17 protein-coding genes and 1 pseudogene are annotated in these 16,344 nt (G+C 67.4%); 9 read left to right on the forward strand and 9 right to left on the reverse strand.

Annotated features, from left to right (window positions below; genetic code table 11):
- The 9 genes and pseudogenes from CCR87_RS12690 to CCR87_RS12730 all read right to left on the reverse strand — a co-directional run.
- Nucleotides 1-269, reverse strand: a pseudogene (locus CCR87_RS12690) (MFS transporter); the annotation flags it as partial.
- A gap of 59 nt (nt 270-328) precedes the next feature.
- Nucleotides 329-877: a hypothetical protein gene (locus tag CCR87_RS12695; protein WP_201157898.1), complete on the reverse strand. Its 549-nt coding sequence runs from the start codon at nt 875-877 to the stop codon at nt 329-331.
- 91 nt (nt 878-968) lie between these two features.
- Nucleotides 969-1,748: a succinate dehydrogenase iron-sulfur subunit gene (locus CCR87_RS12700; RefSeq protein ID WP_201157899.1), complete on the reverse strand. Its 780-nt coding sequence runs from the start codon at nt 1,746-1,748 to the stop codon at nt 969-971.
- An 87-nt stretch (nt 1,749-1,835) separates the two neighbouring features.
- Complete coding sequence (sdhA, locus tag CCR87_RS12705) at nt 1,836-3,641, reverse strand: succinate dehydrogenase flavoprotein subunit (protein WP_201157900.1); 1,806 nt, start codon at nt 3,639-3,641, stop codon at nt 1,836-1,838.
- 11 nt (nt 3,642-3,652) lie between these two features.
- Nucleotides 3,653-4,033, reverse strand: a complete 381-nt coding sequence (sdhD, locus tag CCR87_RS12710) for a succinate dehydrogenase, hydrophobic membrane anchor protein (protein ID WP_201157901.1) — start codon at nt 4,031-4,033, stop codon at nt 3,653-3,655.
- 11 nt (nt 4,034-4,044) lie between these two features.
- Nucleotides 4,045-4,431, reverse strand: a complete 387-nt coding sequence (sdhC, locus tag CCR87_RS12715; RefSeq protein WP_201157902.1) for a succinate dehydrogenase, cytochrome b556 subunit — start codon at nt 4,429-4,431, stop codon at nt 4,045-4,047.
- A gap of 224 nt (nt 4,432-4,655) precedes the next feature.
- Entirely contained in the window at nt 4,656-5,282 is a 627-nt protein-coding gene (locus CCR87_RS12720) for a TorF family putative porin (RefSeq protein WP_201157903.1), read from the reverse strand.
- 161 nt (nt 5,283-5,443) lie between these two features.
- Nucleotides 5,444-5,647 (reverse strand): DUF1737 domain-containing protein, encoded by a 204-nt coding sequence (locus CCR87_RS12725; protein ID WP_201157904.1) that lies wholly within the window; start codon nt 5,645-5,647, stop codon nt 5,444-5,446.
- Nucleotides 5,644-6,231 carry an NnrU family protein gene (locus CCR87_RS12730; RefSeq protein ID WP_201157905.1) on the reverse strand — a complete coding sequence of 196 codons (588 nt, stop codon included), beginning with the start codon at nt 6,229-6,231 and terminating at the stop codon, nt 5,644-5,646. The genes CCR87_RS12725 and CCR87_RS12730 overlap by 4 nt, the downstream gene beginning before the upstream one ends.
- 177 nt (nt 6,232-6,408) lie before the next feature.
- On the opposite strand from CCR87_RS12730, the gene CCR87_RS12735 reads away from it, so the two are divergent.
- From CCR87_RS12735 to CCR87_RS12775, 9 genes are all read left to right on the forward strand, one after another.
- Nucleotides 6,409-6,714, forward strand: coding sequence for a hypothetical protein (locus CCR87_RS12735; protein ID WP_201157906.1), 306 nt, complete (start codon nt 6,409-6,411; stop codon nt 6,712-6,714).
- Between the two features lie 75 nt (nt 6,715-6,789).
- Entirely contained in the window at nt 6,790-7,752 is a 963-nt protein-coding gene (gene mdh, locus CCR87_RS12740) for a malate dehydrogenase (protein WP_201157907.1), read from the forward strand.
- Nucleotides 7,753-8,000: 248 nt separating this feature from the next.
- Nucleotides 8,001-9,194 carry an ADP-forming succinate--CoA ligase subunit beta gene (gene sucC / locus CCR87_RS12745; protein WP_201157908.1) on the forward strand — a complete coding sequence of 398 codons (1,194 nt, stop codon included), beginning with the start codon at nt 8,001-8,003 and terminating at the stop codon, nt 9,192-9,194.
- Nucleotides 9,195-9,252: 58 nt separating this feature from the next.
- Nucleotides 9,253-10,137: a succinate--CoA ligase subunit alpha gene (gene sucD / locus CCR87_RS12750; RefSeq protein WP_201157909.1), complete on the forward strand. Its 885-nt coding sequence runs from the start codon at nt 9,253-9,255 to the stop codon at nt 10,135-10,137.
- A 155-nt stretch (nt 10,138-10,292) separates the two neighbouring features.
- A complete protein-coding gene (locus CCR87_RS12755; protein ID WP_201157910.1) occupies nt 10,293-11,135 on the forward strand; it encodes a class I SAM-dependent methyltransferase in 843 nt (280 codons plus the stop codon).
- Entirely contained in the window at nt 11,132-14,083 is a 2,952-nt protein-coding gene (locus CCR87_RS12760; protein ID WP_201157911.1) for a 2-oxoglutarate dehydrogenase E1 component, read from the forward strand. Before CCR87_RS12755 ends, CCR87_RS12760 begins: the two co-directional genes overlap by 4 nt.
- Before the next feature lie 4 nt (nt 14,084-14,087).
- On the forward strand, nt 14,088-15,638 hold the full coding sequence (gene odhB, locus CCR87_RS12765; protein WP_201157912.1) for a 2-oxoglutarate dehydrogenase complex dihydrolipoyllysine-residue succinyltransferase: 1,551 nt from the start codon (nt 14,088-14,090) through the stop codon (nt 15,636-15,638).
- Nucleotides 15,638-15,925 carry a hypothetical protein gene (locus tag CCR87_RS12770; RefSeq protein ID WP_201157913.1) on the forward strand — a complete coding sequence of 96 codons (288 nt, stop codon included), beginning with the start codon at nt 15,638-15,640 and terminating at the stop codon, nt 15,923-15,925. The genes odhB and CCR87_RS12770 overlap by 1 nt, the downstream gene beginning before the upstream one ends.
- 16 nt (nt 15,926-15,941) lie before the next feature.
- On the forward strand, nt 15,942-16,337 hold the full coding sequence (locus CCR87_RS12775; RefSeq protein ID WP_201157926.1) for an MAPEG family protein: 396 nt from the start codon (nt 15,942-15,944) through the stop codon (nt 16,335-16,337).
- Nucleotides 16,338-16,344: the final 7 nt, after the last annotated feature.

Consider the following 16,344-nt stretch of genomic DNA (forward strand, 5'->3'; position numbering starts at 1 on the left):
CCCAGCGCGCCCACGACAAAGCCCACGCGCCGCCCGTGGCGCTGCATCAGCGCCGCCAGCGGCGTGGCCGTCATCATGGACCCCAGCACGATCAACGAGATCGGCAGCGTCGCCCAGCACGGGTTGGGCGCCAGCGTGGTCCCCGCCAGCCCCCCCACGGTAAAGATCATCGGCATCTGCGCGCCCAGAATCGCCTGCGCGGCCACAAGGACCCAGACGTTTCGACGCGCGCGCCGGTCGGTATCGGAGGGGGGGTGGGCTGTGCTCATCCCGGTTGACTAGCCGCCCGTGCCGGGAAGGAAAAGGGGCCCCGCACAGCCGTCCGCGCTCAGAGGCTGCCGACGCTCAGGTCGAAGGACACGTCGATATCGATGGTGTCCTCGGGGTCGAAGCGCTGGCTGAGCGGATCGGTCAGCCGTTGCAGAGGCGTTGCAAGCTGTCCGCGCAGGTGCATCCGGCGCCCGTCGATCCGGGTATCCTCGAGCGCGACGTCCACCCTCCCCTCGGCCCGGCGCGGCACGGCAAAGGCCTGCGTGCTGTCCTCGGGAAAGAACGTGACCTGTGCGCCCACCACCCGCATCGGGCTTTCGCGACTGTCGAGGGTCAGGCTGAACTCCAGCGCTCCATCGGGGCGCAAGCCGCTGGTCCCGCCATTGTCGGCAAAGGCGAACACCGTCACCTGGTGCAGCGTGCCCATGTCGGCCCAGTAGCTGCCGCTCTCGCCGCCGATCTCGACCACATGCCAGACCATGGCGGTGCCGTCGACATGGCCGTGCAGGGTGGCGCGCACCTCCTGCGCCGCGGCGCCCTGTGGCACGCCGAGACAGGCGACCACGAGGGCCAGGACAGGCAACGGCATCGGCACGCTCAGGCGCATGGGCTCCTCCCAGGGGTTCGGCGGGGATCAGGCCCGCGGGGCGGATGCTATCGCGCCGCCGCGGCCATGGAAACCCGCCCCGCCACACCGATCACAGCGCGCGTTCGACCATCAGCTTCTTGATCTCCGCGATGGCCTTGGCCGGATTCAGACCCTTGGGGCAGGTCTTGGCGCAGTTCATGATGGTGTGGCAGCGATAGAGCTTGAACGGGTCGTGCAGGTCGTCGAGCCGCTCGCCCGTCGCCTCGTCGCGCGAATCGATGATCCAGCGATAGGCATGCAGCAGCGCCGCCGGCCCGAGGTACCGGTCCCCGTTCCACCAGTAGGACGGGCACGACGTCGAACAGCACGCGCACATCACGCACTCGTAAAGCCCGTCGAGCTTGGCGCGGTCGTCCTCGGACTGGCGCCACTCCTTCTGGGGGGTGTTCGACTGCGTCTCCAGCCAGGGCATGATGCTGGCGTGCTGGGCATAGAAATGCGTCAGGTCCGGGATCAGGTCCTTGACCACCGGCATGTGCGGCAGCGGATAGATCGCCACATCGCCCTTCACCTCGTCCATGCCATAGATGCACGCGAGCGTGTTGGACCCGTCGATGTTCATCGCGCAGGACCCGCAGATCCCCTCGCGGCAGGACCGCCGGAAGGTCAGCGTGGGGTCGACCTTGCTCTTGATCCAGATCAGCGCGTCCAGGACCATCGGGCCGCAATCGTCGAGATCGACGAAATACGTGTCCACCCGCGGGTTTTCCCCGTCATCGGGGTTCCAGCGGTAGATGCGGAACTTGCGGATGTTGCCCGCGCCCTCGGGCCTGGGCCAGGTCTTGCCCGTGCGGATGGTGGAGTTGCGCGGAAGTGTCAGCTGAACCATGGGTCTTGCTCTCTTTCGTTCGATCCGACGCCGACGGGATTGTGCCCGCCCGGTGGGGCTCGGCAGCCGTGGTGCGGCTGCCGGGCGTCAGTACACCCGCGCCTTGGGGGCGATGCGCTTGGGGTCGATGCCGCCTTCGTTGTGGCCCATCAGCGGATGGGTGTGCACGGGGCGGTAGTCCAGATGCACGGCGGTATCGTCGACCCAGGACAGGGTGTGCTTGCGCCAGACCTCATCGTTGCGGTCGGGGAAGTCCTCGTGCGCATGGGCGCCGCGGCTTTCCTGACGCGCCTCGGCCGAGACGATGGTGGCCAGCGCGTTGGGCATCAGGTTGTCGAGCTCCAGCGTCTCCATCAGGTCGGAGTTCCAGATCAGCGACCGGTCGGTGACCTTGATGTCGGACATCCGGCCCGCGACGGCGGTCATCTTCTCCATCCCCTCGGCCAGCACCTCGGAGGTGCGGAAGACGGCGGCGTTGGTCTGCATCGTCGTCTGCATCTCGTGGCGCAGATCGGCCGTCGGCACGGCGCCGTTGGCGTGGCGCATCCGGTCGAAGCGGTCGAGCGCCTTTTGCAGGCTGGCCTTGTTCAGCGTCGGGTTGGCGGCCTTGGGATCGACCACCTGCCCCGCGCGGATCGCCGCCGCCCGGCCGAACACCACCAGATCGATCAGCGAGTTCGAGCCCAGCCGGTTCGCGCCGTGCACGCTCGCACAGGCCGCCTCGCCCACCGCCATCAGGCCGGGTGCGATGCGGTCGGGGTTGTCGGCATCGGCGTTCAGCACCTCGCCCCAGTAGTTGGTGGGGATGCCGCCCATATTGTAGTGCACCGTCGGCAGCACCGGGATCGGTTCCTTGGTGACGTCCACTCCGGCAAAGATGCGCGCGGACTCCGAGATGCCCGGCAGGCGGAGGTTCAGCGCCTCCTTCGGCAGGTGGGACAGGTTGAGGTGGATGTGGTCCTTGTTCGGTCCCACGCCACGCCCCTCGCGGATCTCGATGGTCATGCAGCGGCTGACCACGTCGCGCGACGCCAGGTCCTTGTAGGTGGGCGCATAGCGCTCCATGAACCGCTCACCCTCGGAGTTGGTGAGGTAGCCGCCCTCGCCGCGCGCGCCTTCGGTGATCAGGCAGCCCGCGCCGTAGATGCCTGTGGGGTGGAACTGCACGAACTCCATGTCCTGCAACGGCAGGCCCGCGCGGGCCACCATGCCCCCGCCATCGCCCGTGCAGGTGTGCGCCGAGGTGGCCGAGAAATACGCCCGCCCGTAGCCCCCCGTCGCCAGAACCACCATCTTGGCGCTGAAGACATGCAGGCTCCCGTCGTCCAGCTTCCACGCCAGCACACCCTGGCAGGCGCCGTCCTCGGACATGATCAGGTCGATGGCGAAGTACTCGATATAGAACTCGGCCTTCTGCTTCAGGCTCTGGCCATAGAGGGTGTGCAGGATGGCGTGGCCGGTGCGGTCGGCGGCGGCGGCGGTGCGCTGCACCGGGGGGCCTTCGCCGAATTCGGTGGTGTGGCCGCCAAAGGGGCGCTGATAGATCTTGCCGTCCTCGGTGCGGCTGAAGGGCACGCCATAGTGCTCCAGCTCATAGACCGCCTGCGGCGCCTCGCGCGCGAGGTATTCCATCGCGTCCACGTCGCCCAGCCAGTCCGACCCCTTGACGGTGTCGTACATGTGCCACTGCCAGTGGTCGGGACCCATGTTGCCCAGGGACGCCGCAATGCCCCCCTGCGCGGCCACGGTGTGCGATCGGGTCGGGAACACCTTGGTCACGCAGGCGGTGCGCAGGCCGGCTTCGGCCATGCCCAGTGTCGCGCGCAGGCCCGAACCGCCCGCTCCCACCACGACCACGTCGTATTCATGCGTCTCGTATTCGTAAGCAGCCATTGCGCGTTCCTTCAGGCCGAGAACAGGAGGGTGGCGACGCCAAGGACGCCTGCCGCGCCCAGGGTCCAGCCAAACAGCGTGTTGGCAACCAGCAGGGCCGTGCGCAGCGAGTGATTTGGAACATAGTCCTCGATCACCACCTGCAAACCGTGCATCAGGTGCACCGCCCCCACCAGAAGGAACGCCGCGGCGACAAAGCCGTGCCCCCAGCTGGAATATGTCGCCACCAGCGCCTCGTGCCCGTTGCCGAGCGCGCGCCCGAACGGGATCACGAACAGCGGGGTCAGTACGATCAGCGCGATGGAGGTCAGCCGCTGCGTCCACCAGTGCCCGACCCCCTCATGGGCGGAGCCGAGGCCACGGACGCGGGCGTAATCGGTCTTGTAGGCCATGCGTGCCTCCCTCAGCGGATGATCAGGACAACGAGAAGCGTCAGCACGACCGACGCGCCGACGACGATCATGTTGGATTTCTCGGCCGTCGCCAGGTCGAAGCCGAAGCCCGCGTCCCAGACCAGGTGGCGCACCCCGTTGCAGGCGTGGAACATCAGCGCCCACAACGAGCCCAGCATCACGAGGTTGCCCAGCCCGGACGTCAGCACCGCATCCGCCGTGGCCGACGCCTCGGGCGAGACGGCGCCCGCGATCAGCCGCCACGTCACCAGCAACGCGCCCAGCGTCATGCCCACCCCGGTGATCCGGAACAGGATCGACAGCCTGGCGGTCATCGGCAGCCGGTAGATCTGAAGATGTGGCGAAAGCGGGCGGTTGCCCCGGTTCACGTCGGCCATGGCGTCCTCTCCTCGTGGCACGGCCGGTCCCGTCGAAGGGCATCCGGTCCGGCTGGACAGAAGGCATAGCGGTTTTCACACGCGTGTCACCGGGGGTCATCGTCGGCTGCGGGCAATTCGCGACCTTTCGGCGCAGATTTTGCCGATTTGTGATCACAGGCTTCCGGGGTGCGATCACAAATGTGATCCGGCGGGCGCGACTCGGCCCCCGCCGGATCGGCGCATCAGAAGTCGAACGAGACAGTGCCGACCACCAGCGCGCTGGAGATGTTGGTGTCATGCACCCGCAGGTCCAGGCTGGTGATCTCGTTCAGCGCCATGCCCACGCCGACGTTCCAGAAATTGCGCGACTTCTCGACCCGCCCGACCTCGGCCGAGACGCTCCAGCCGGCGGGAAAGACGTACTCCGCCCCCGCGCTGGCCGTCAGGATCTCGGCGCTGGGGTCATAGGCGGCATCGCCGAGGAACGTCATGCCATACGGCGCGGCATAGCCCAGCGACAGCAGCACCTCGCCGCAGCAGTTGCCCGACCGGTTGTAGAAATAGCGCGCGTATCCGACGTCATAGCTCAGCGCGCCCACCGAATTGCGGAACCCGGCGTAGAGGTCGACCTCGGTGCGGTCGCGGTCCAGCCGGACGTTGGAGGCCCACACACCGGCGTAGAACCCGCCCAGGCCGACCTCGACATAGGGTTGGAATGCCGGGCGGCCGCCGGTCTGGCTCTGACCGCTCACGAGATAGTCGGTGCTCAGCGCCGCGCCGAACGACAGGGTGACATCCTGGGCGTTGGCGGACAGCGGCAGAAGGGCCAGCGCAAGCGCGGCGGCGGTGGGGGCGACGGGACGCATCATGGGCGTTTTCTCCGCAGGAGGTGAAGCAGGACCCCCCGCGTAATCGCACCCGCAGCAAGGCGACAGGGCCGACATGCTGCGGGTGCGAAATCTCACGTCCGCGTGATCGAAATGTGACAGACGCAGGCAGATCCGCGGCCGGATGATCATTGGCCGGGCAGTTACAGGCTGCCCAGCCGCACCTCCGGGTCATAGGGGCCGGGGACCTCCTTCACCACGGCCTGGGCGCAGCGCATCACCCCGTTGGCCGCGTCCCAGGCGTAGGCGGGCGCGCCATGCAGCGACCAGCCGGCCTCCAGTGCGGCCGTCACCTTGTGACAGAACGCCGGCGTGTCGTCCCCCGTCAGCAGGCGATAGGCGATCATGCGGCCACGCCCCCGAACGGGTTGACGCCCAGCCAGCTGTGGATCAGCCCCACCACGACATAGACCACGAGCACGATCCCCGCCGCGACCGCGTCCCGCGGTCCCGGCTTGCGTGCCGGTGGCGTCCAGCCGGGCGCGCGGGCGTTGATCAGGACGATCGACACCGCCGCCCAGGCCGCCATGCCGCCAAACAGGATCACGCCGCCCAGATCGCCGTTCACCAGCAGATGCGCCAGCGCCCAGATCAGCACGCCCAGCAGCATCGGATGGCGGACCTTCTGCGACAGCGCCCCCTTGGCCATGCCGATGCCGAAGACATAGAACGACACCAGCACCGCAAGGTTGTTGAGATGCCCCATCCACGACGGCACCGACCACAGGAACACATAGTCCAGCGGCCCGATCGCCCGCCAGCCCAGCACCATCAGCACCAGCCCCGCGACAATCAGCACCGCAAAGACGCCCTTGGCCCCCTCGCCCATCCAGTTTTCCAGCGTGGCGCGCTGCGCGGGCGCCACGCGCTTGAACAGATGCGCCGACACCCACAGGCCCACGCCCAGGATCAGCAGCAGATATCCGATCATTCCCGACCCTTCCCTCAACTGGTCTTTCCGCGCGCGAGTATGCAGGTTTTGGCGCCCGGTGCCAGTGGGCGGGGGGCCTGCGCATGGGGCGGCACCGCGCGGTCGGTTAACCATATGGTCGCACCCCGCGCGCACCCTTGGCGGCGCATCCCTGTCACCCCCGCCCCGGAGGCCGCCATGATCCGACCTGCCGTCCTTTGCGTCCTGGCCGCGCTGCACATCGCAGCGATCCCCGCCGCCACCGCCCAGAGCCTCCGCTGCGCCCCGCGTGCCCAGGTGCTCGACCTGCTGGCGGGCGACGGGGACCAGACGCGCCGCGCCATCGGCCTGACCACGGGCGCCTCTGTGATGGAGCTTTACGCCTCCGCCAGCAACGGGCGGTGGTCGCTGGTGGTGACGATGCCGACGGGACTGTCGTGCCTCGTGGGCACCGGCACCGGGTTCGAGGTGGAACTCGCCGCGACCTCCGGCGCGCCGACCTGACGCCCGACGCTTGCGTGACGCGCCCCGAGGGACTAGGGCTGCAGCCCATCGTGAAACCATCGGAGACGCTTCACCATGGCCAGACCCCGGATCGCCCTCATCGGCGCGGGCCAGATCGGCGGCACGCTCGCCCATCTCGCCGCGATCAAGGAACTCGGCGACATCGTCCTGTTCGACATCGCCGAAGGCACCCCGCAGGGCAAGGCGCTCGACATCGCCGAAAGCGGCCCGTCGGAAGGCTTCGATGCCCGCCTCAAGGGCACCAACGACTATGCCGACATCGCGGGCGCGGACGTGTGCATCGTCACCGCCGGCGTGCCGCGCAAACCCGGCATGAGCCGTGACGACCTGCTGGGCATCAACCTGAAGGTCATGAAGGCGGTGGGCGAGGGCATCCGTGACCACGCCCCCGACGCCTTTGTCATCTGCATCACCAACCCGCTCGATGCGATGGTGTGGGCGCTGCGCGAATTCTCCGGCCTGCCGCACGAGAAGGTGGTGGGCATGGCCGGTGTGCTCGACAGCGCGCGCTTCCGCCATTTCCTGAGCGTGGAGTTCGACGTCTCGATGCGCGACGTCACCGCGTTCGTGCTCGGCGGGCATGGCGACACCATGGTGCCGCTGGCGCGGTACTCCACCGTCGCGGGCATCCCCCTGCCCGATCTGGTGGAGATGGGCTGGACCACGCAGGACCGCCTCGACGCCATCATCCAGCGCACCCGCGACGGCGGCGCCGAGATCGTGGGCCTGCTCAAGACCGGCTCGGCGTTCTATGCCCCGGCCACCAGCGCGATCGAGATGGCCGAGGCCTACCTCAAGGACCAGAAGCGCCTGCTGCCCTGCGCCGCCTGGTGCGACGGCCCGTTCGGGCTCAAGGGGATGTACGTCGGCGTGCCGACCGTCATCGGCGCCGGCGGGATCGAACGGATCGTCAGCTTCAAGCTGACCAAGCCCGAACAGGCGATGTTCGACAAGTCCATCGACTCGGTGCGCGGCCTGGTGGAGGCGTGCAAGGCCATCGACCCCACGCTCGGCTGATCGCGGCCCCCTGGCCTGGCGCGCTCCGGACCCGTCCGGGGCGCGTTTTTCATTCCCGGGCGTCGAGCTCCGGCCCGGCACGGCCTCGGCCGACTCGGCGCCCGGAGAAAGTTGTGATCACAAATTTACCTATGTGATCACATTGACCGGCTTGTGGCCACGAATGCCGCTTTTTCGGAAATGACTGTTTGACGACAGCCCCGCGCGTGCCATGCACGGTGACGCAGGAGCCAAAACGGGACAGTCGCGTGAACATCCATGAATACCAGGCGAAGGCCCTCCTTCGCAGCTATGGCGCCCCCGTGGCCGACGGCCGCGCCGTTCTCAAGGCCGACGAGGCGAAAGCCGCCGCCGGCGCCCTCGACGGCCCCGTGTGGGTGGTGAAGGCACAGATCCACGCCGGCGGCCGCGGCAAGGGCCACTTCAAGGAAGCCAGCGCCGGCGAAAAGGGCGGCGTGCGCCTTGCCCGCTCGGTCGAGGAAGCCGCCGAACAGGCCGCCGCCATGCTGGGCCGCACGCTGGTCACCCACCAGACCGGCCCCGAGGGCAAGCAGGTCGGCCGCATCTACATCGAGGACGGCGCCGACATCGCGCGCGAGCTGTACCTGGCGATGCTGATCGACCGCAACACCAGCCGCGTGTCCTTTGTCTGCTCCACCGAGGGCGGCATGGACATCGAGGAGGTCGCGGCCAGCACCCCCGAGAAGATCCTGTCGTTCAGCGTCGACCCCGCCACCGGCATCCAGGGCTTCCACGGCCGCCGCATCGCCTTCGCCCTCGGGCTGGAGGGCAAGCAGGTCAAGCAGTGCGTCGATCTGGTCGGCAAGCTCTACAAGCTGTTCACCGAGCGCGACGCCGAGATGGTCGAGATCAACCCCCTGATCGTCACCAGCGACGGCGACCTGCGCTGCCTCGACGCCAAGATGGGCTTCGACAGCAACGCCCTCTACCGCCAGCCCGACATCCTGTCTCTGCGCGACGAGAGCGAGGAGGACAGCAAGGAACTCGCCGCCTCCAAGTTCGACCTCAGCTACATCGCGCTGGATGGCGAGATCGGCTGCATGGTCAACGGCGCGGGGCTTGCGATGGCCACGATGGACATCATCAAGCTCTATGGCGCGGAACCGGCCAACTTCCTCGACGTCGGCGGCGGCGCCACCAAGGAGAAGGTGACCGAGGCGTTCAAGATCATCACCTCCGATCCCAACGTCAAAGGCATCCTGGTGAACATCTTCGGCGGCATCATGCGCTGCGACGTGATCGCCGAGGGCGTGATCGCGGCCGTCAAGGAGATGGGCCTGAAGGTCCCCCTCGTGGTCCGTCTGGAGGGCACCAACGTCGAGAAGGGCAAGGAGATCATCGCGGGCTCGGGCCTGAACGTGATCGCCGCCGATGATCTGGACGATGCCGCAAGGAAGATCGTCAAGGCCGTGCGCGGCTGATCCGCCGCCCGCCAGCGACAGACTGCGGGCTGTGTCCCGCCACAGGAACGGAAAACCAATGGCCGTACTCGTCAACAAGACCACCAAGGTGATCTGCCAGGGCTTCACCGGCAGCCAGGGCACCTTCCACTCCGAACAGGCCATCGCCTATGGCACGCAGATGGTCGGCGGCGTCACGCCGGGCAAAGGGGGCACCGACCACCTCGGGCTGCCGGTGTTCAACTCGGTGCACGAGGCGATGGAGCGCACCGGCGCGAACGCCAGCGTGATCTACGTCCCGCCCCCCTTCGCCGCCGATTCGATCCTGGAGGCCATCGACGCTGAAATGCCGCTGATCGTGTGCATCACCGAAGGCATCCCGGTGCAGGACATGATGAAGGTCAAGCGCGCGGTCGAGGGCTCGAAGTCGCGGCTGATCGGCCCGAACTGCCCCGGTGTGATCACCCCGGACGAGTGCAAGATCGGCATCATGCCCGGCCACATCCACATGCGCGGATCGTGCGGCGTGATCTCGCGCTCGGGCACGCTGAACTACGAGGCGGTCAAGCAGACCACCGACGCGGGGCTGGGGCAGTCGTCCTGTGTGGGCATCGGCGGCGACCCGGTCAAGGGCACCGAGTTCACCGACGTGCTGGAGTGGTTCCTCGCGGACCCGGAGACCGAGAGCCTCATCATGATCGGCGAGATCGGCGGCACCGCCGAGGAGGAAGCCGCCCAGTTCCTGCGCGACGAGACCAGGCGCGGCCGCTCCAAGCCCTGCGCGGGCTTCATCGCCGGGCGCACCGCCCCTCCGGGCCGTCGCATGGGCCACGCCGGCGCCATCGTCGCGGGTGGCAAGGGCGACGCGGAATCCAAGATCGAGGCCATGCGCTCGGCCGGGATCGTGGTGGCCGACAGCCCCGCGGGCCTCGGTGAGGCGGTGCTGAAGGCGATCGGCAAGTGATGTTGGCTATAAACCGATAACAAAGGCAGGGTTGCGCTGTGTTCGAGTCTAAAGGAGACAGTCAAGCACGTTCGCTTAGGGTGGCTGGCGACTGGCGCAGGCCTGCCGAGACAGATGCCTATGAAATCGTTTGGCAGTCAGATGCGGCGCCTGGCATGCTGCTGCCCAGACCAAGCCATTCTGATGTGGCCGCCGCATACGCTGTGGAAGACTACTACACGCATGGCACGAGAGCCGGTGAAAGAGCAGTTAAGAAACGCCTCCTTGGACGTCTGCTCTTGCGACTTGCTTGGGCATTCGACCACAGTGTTGATCCTACTGCGGAATGGTGGCGTTCGACCCTGCCGAGCGAGCCTCAACGGATAATCGATTTCGGTTGTGGAGATGGAAGGTTGCTCCAGATGCTGACCGAGATGGGGCATGAGTGCGTTGGTGTGGAACCCGATGCGGCAGCGATTGCTGCAGCACGAAAAAGAGATATCAAGGTTTACCCGGGAACGGCCGAAGTCCCACCTGAAGAAATTCGTGGTAGGAAGTTTGATGTGGTCGTGATGTCTCACTCTCTAGAACACTGCCTCGACCCTGATAGCGCACTTGAAAATGCTCGAGATATTCTTGCAGTTGGAGGCATGCTCATTGTCGAGGTGCCGAACAATGCCGCGCTAGGTCTAACGGTTTTCGGGCAAAACTGGCATTGGCTGGACGCACCTCGCCACCTCAACTTTTTCGATGAGGTTTCTTTGCGAAGCAAAGTTGAATGCATCGGGTTTGAAGTTGTTGACGTGTCGTATCGGGGGTATTGCAGGCAGTTTGCCGCCGGTTGGATCTCAACCCAAGACAGAATCTCAGACGTACTTTCAGCCGGACGTGGAAATGAAACTTGGCGTCATCTGATGCTGCTGCTCAGGACTTTGAAGGCTCGACCGTCTAGGAAATACGACTCAGTGCGTTTGGTTGCGTTGCGCTCGAACGCAGCGCATCATGGAGGGGTTCAATGACCGAACACAGCCGCAACGACGCGTTCCAGCCGGAAAGCGCCCTGAACGGGGGCAACGCCGACTACATCGACCGGCTCCATGCCCGCTATGCGAGCGACCCGCAGGCGGTGGACCCGGACTGGGCCGCATATTTCCGCGCGCTGGGCGAGGAGGCGGTCCCCGCCGGCCCGTCCTGGGCGCGCACCGACTGGCCGCCGCAGCCCAGCGACGAGCTGACGGCGGCGCTGGACGGCCAATGGCCCGCCCCCCCGCCCGCCCCGAAGGAGCAAAAGGCCGCCGCCGAGAAGATCCTGAAGAAGGCGCAGGAACAGGGCACCACCATCACCGACCGCGAGTTGCGCCGGGCGGTGCTGGATTCCGTGCGCGCGCTGATGATCATCCGCGCCTACCGCATCCGCGGGCATCTGGTGGCCGACCTCGACCCGCTGGGGATGCGTGACCAGACCCCGCACCCGGAACTGGACCCGCGCAGCTACGGCTTCTCGGATGCCGACATGGACCGGCCGATCTTCATCGACAACGTGCTGGGGCTGGAGGTCGCCTCGCTGCGCCAGATCGTCGACATCCTGCAGCGGACGTACTGCGGCACCTTCGCGCTGCAGTTCATGCACATCTCCGACCCCGAGCAGTCCGCCTGGCTGAAGGAGCGGATCGAGGGGTACGGCAAGGAGATCAGCTTCACCAAGCAGGGCCGCCGCGCGATCCTCAACAAGCTGGTGGAGGCCGAGGGCTTCGAGAAGTTCCTGCACGTCAAATACATGGGCACCAAGCGCTTCGGTCTTGATGGCGCCGAGGCGGTGATCCCCGCGATGGAGCAGATCATCAAGCGCGGCGGCGCGCTGGGCGTGCGCGAGATCGCCATCGGCATGCCCCACCGCGGGCGGCTGTCGGTGCTGGCCAACGTGATGGGCAAGCCCTATCGCGCGATCTTCAACGAATTCCAGGGCGGCAGCTTCAAGCCCGAGGACGTGGACGGCTCGGGCGACGTCAAGTACCACCTCGGGGCGTCGTCGGATCGGGAATTCGACGGCAACAGCGTGCACCTGAGCCTGACCGCCAACCCCAGCCATCTGGAGGCGGTCAACCCGGTCGTCCTGGGCAAGTGCCGCGCCAAGCAGGACCAGGCCAACGATCCGGAGCGCACCAGCGTCCTGCCGGTGCTGCTGCACGGCGACGCGGCGTTCGCAGGCCAGGGCGTGGTAGCCGAGGGCTTCGGCCTGTCGGGCCTGAAGGGCCACCGCACCGGGGGCACGCTGCACATCATCGTCAACAACCAGATCGGCTTCACCACCGCGCCGCACTTCAGCCGCTCCAGCCCCTACCCCACCGACATCGCGCTGATGGTCGAGGCGCCGATCTTCCACGTCAACGGCGACGACCCGGAAGCGGTGGTGCACGCCGCCAAGGTCGCGGTGGAGTTCCGCCAGAAGTTCCGCAAGGACGTGGTGATCGACGTCTTCTGCTACCGCCGGTTCGGCCACAACGAGGGCGACGAGCCGATGTTCACCAATCCGGTGATGTACAACCGGATCAAGAAGCACAAGACGACGCTCCAGCTCTACACCGAGCGGCTGGTCCATGACGGGCTGATCCCCGAGGGCGAGATCGAGGACATGAAGGCCGCCTTCCAGGCGACGCTGAACGAGGAGTTCGAGACCGGAAAGACCTACAAGCCCAACAAGGCGGACTGGCTCGACGGCCGCTGGGCGGGGTTTGACCGCGAGGGCAAGGACTACCAGCCGGGCAAGACGGCCATCTCGCACGAGACGCTGCGCGAGGTGGGGCGCGCGCTGACGACGGCGCCGGACGGCTTTGCCATGCATCGCACCGTGTCGCGGCTGCTGGAGGCCAAGGCGCAGATGTTCGAGACCGGCCAGGGCTTCGACTGGTCCACCGCCGAGGCGCTGGCCTTCGGCTCGCTGCTGACCGAGGGGTATCCGGTGCGGCTGTCGGGGCAGGATTCGACCCGCGGCACCTTCAGCCAGCGCCACTCGGCCTTCATCGACCAGAACACCGAGGACCGGTACTTCCCCCTCAACCACATCCGCGAGGGGCAGGCGCGCTACGAGGTCATCGACTCGATGCTGTCGGAATACGCAGTGCTGGGGTTCGAGTACGGCTACAGCCTGGCCGAGCCCAACACGCTGGTGATGTGGGAGGCGCAGTTCGGCGACTTCGCCAACGGCGCGCAGATCATGTTCGACCAGTTCATCAGCTCGGGTGAATCCAAGTGGCTGCGGATGTCGGGCCTCGTGATGCTGCTGCCCCACGGGTTCGAGGGCCAGGGGCCGGAGCATTCGTCCGCCCGGCTGGAGCGGTTCCTGCAGATGTGCGCCCAGGACAACTGGATCGTCGCCAACTGCACGACGCCGGCGAACTATTTCCACATCCTGCGCCGGCAGATCCACCGCACCTTCCGCAAGCCGCTGGTGCTGATGACGCCCAAGTCGCTCCTGCGCCACAAGCTCGCGATTTCGGACGTGGGCGATTTCATCGACGGCTCGCAGTTCCACCGCGTCCTGTGGGACGACGCCCAGAAGGGCCACAGCGACACCGTGCTGAAACTGGATGCGGAGATCCGCCGCGTGGTGCTGTGCTCCGGCAAGGTCTATTTCGACCTGCTGGAGGAGCGCGACAAGCGCGGCATCGACGATGTCTATCTGCTGCGGGTGGAACAGTTCTACCCCTTCCCCGCCATGAGCCTGACGCAGGAGCTGGGCCGCTTTCCCGCCGCCGAGATCGTCTGGTGCCAGGAGGAGCCCAAGAACCAGGGCGCCTGGACCTTCATCGAACCCAACCTCGAATGGGTGCTGGGCCGGCTCGGGGCTGCGCATCCGCGCCCGCGCTATGTCGGCCGGCCCGCGGCGGCATCGCCCGCCACGGGGCTTGCCAGCCAGCATCGGGCCCAACAGGAAGCGCTCGTCAACGAAGCGCTGAGCACGGAGTAAACGCATGTCCATCGAAGTCCGCGTGCCCACGTTGGGCGAATCCGTCACCGAGGCCACGGTGGCGACGTGGTTCAAGAAGCCCGGCGAGACGGTCGCCGCCGACGAAATGCTGTGCGAGCTGGAGACCGACAAGGTCACGGTGGAGGTGCCCAGCCCCGCCGCCGGCACGCTGGGCGAGATCGTCGCGGCCGAGGGCGACACGGTGGGGGTGGATGCGCTGCTGGCAACCCTGACCGAGAGCGACGGCAAACCCGCACCGGCCCGCGGCGGCGCGCCCAAGGCCGCCGCACCCGCGGCTCCGGCGGGTGACACCGTGGACGTCATGGTCCCCGCGCTGGGCGAAAGCGTCAGCGAGGCGACAGTCGCCACCTGGTTCAAGGCGGTGGGCGACAGCGTCGCCGCCGACGAGATCCTGTGCGAACTGGAGACCGACAAGGTCAGCGTCGAGGTCCCGAGCCCCACCGCCGGCACGCTGTCGCAGATCGTCGCCGAGGCCGGGACCACGGTGGCCGCGGGTGGCAAGCTTGCGGTCCTGGCGGCCGGTGAGGGCGGCGCCGCGGCCACGGGGACCGGCGCGGCCGCAGCCCCTGCCCCGCCCACCGCCGCTGCGGCCGAGCGCAGCGGCGCGGGCCGCGCGGATGTGGAAGACGCCCCTTCGGCGAAGAAGATGATGGCCGAGAAGGGGCTGACGCGCGATCAGGTCGAAGGCACCGGCCGTGACGGGCGGATCATGAAGGAGGACGTGGCGCGCGCCGCGGCGGACGCGGCCCCGGCGGCGCAGGCTGCGCCTGCCCCGACCATGCCCGCCCCCGCAGCCCAACAGGCACCGCGCGCCGCCGTCCCGGCCGACGATGCCGCCCGCGAAGAGCGGGTGAAGATGAGCCGCCTGCGCCAGACCATCGCGCGCAGGCTCAAGGATGCGCAGAACACCGCGGCCATGCTGACCACCTATAACGAGGTGGACATGGGCCCGATCATGGATCTGCGCAACGAATACAAGGGGTTGTTCGAAAAGAAGCACGGCGTGAAGCTTGGCTTCATGTCCTTCTTCGTCAAGGCCTGCTGCCACGCCCTGCACGAGGTGCCCGAGGTCAACGCCGAGATCGACGGCACCGATGTGGTCTACAAGAACTATGTCCACATGGGCGTGGCGGTGGGCACGCCGTCAGGGCTGGTGGTGCCGGTGCTGCGCGATGCGCAGGCCATGGGCTTTGCCGAGATCGAAAAGACCATCGCGTCCCTGGGCGCACGCGCGCGCGACGGCAAGCTGTCGATGGCCGACATGCAGGGCGGATCGTTCACCATCTCCAACGGCGGGGTGTATGGCTCGCTGATGTCGTCGCCGATCCTGAACCCGCCGCAGTCGGGGATCCTGGGGATGCACAAGATCCAGGATCGTCCGATGGTGGTGAAGGGTCAGATCGTGGCGCGCCCCATGATGTACCTCGCGCTGAGCTATGACCACCGGATCGTGGACGGCAAGGGCGCGGTGACGTTCCTTGTCCGCGTCAAGGAGGCGCTGGAGGACCCGCGGCGCCTGTTGATGGACCTCTGATGCTGGGGATCCTGTTTCTGGTCGCGGTGGCGCTGGTGGCGCTGGTGGTGGTGCAAAGCGTGCGCCAGGGCCGGCGCTTCATCCGCGCCGCGCTGTTCCTGCACGAGCTGGAGGGCGGGCGCCCGAAGGACTCCGCCAACGCCGCAGCCAACCTGTTGTTCAGCCCGGAAAGCTCGGCCTCGGCCGATGCGCATGCCGCCCAGATCGCGGACGCGCGGCGCAAGCGCACCTCCGAGACGCAGGCGCAGGTGATCGGCGCCGCGCGCGACCGCGGGTTCGAGGGGTGAGGCCATGACAGGGATCATGACGACGGAGCTGACGGTTCTGGTGCTGGCCGCCCTTCTGGCGGTGGTTCAGCTGGGCTGGAACGCGGTGCGCGCCAACCTGGAGATGGGGCCGGACTGGTTCCTCACGCCACGCGACAGCGCCCCGCCGCAGCCGCTGCCGGTTGCGCTGGGTCGGCTCAAGCGCGCCTATGAGAACCACATGGAGACGCTGCCGCTGTTTGCCATCGCGGCCATCGTGGTGACGCTGGCGGGCGCCTCGTCCGGCCTGACGGCGGCCTGCGCGTGGATCTACCTGGCCGCTCGGGTGCTGTTCGTGCCGGCCTACCGCTTCGGCTGGATGCCGTGGCGCTCGTTCATCTGGGCGGCGGGCTTCGTCGCCACCGTTCTGATGCTGCTGGCCGCGCTGATCTGAAGCGCGC

This window comes from Rhodobaculum claviforme (assembly GCF_016653255.1).
GTDB classification, from domain to species: Bacteria; Pseudomonadota; Alphaproteobacteria; order Rhodobacterales; family Rhodobacteraceae; genus Rhodobaculum; species Rhodobaculum claviforme.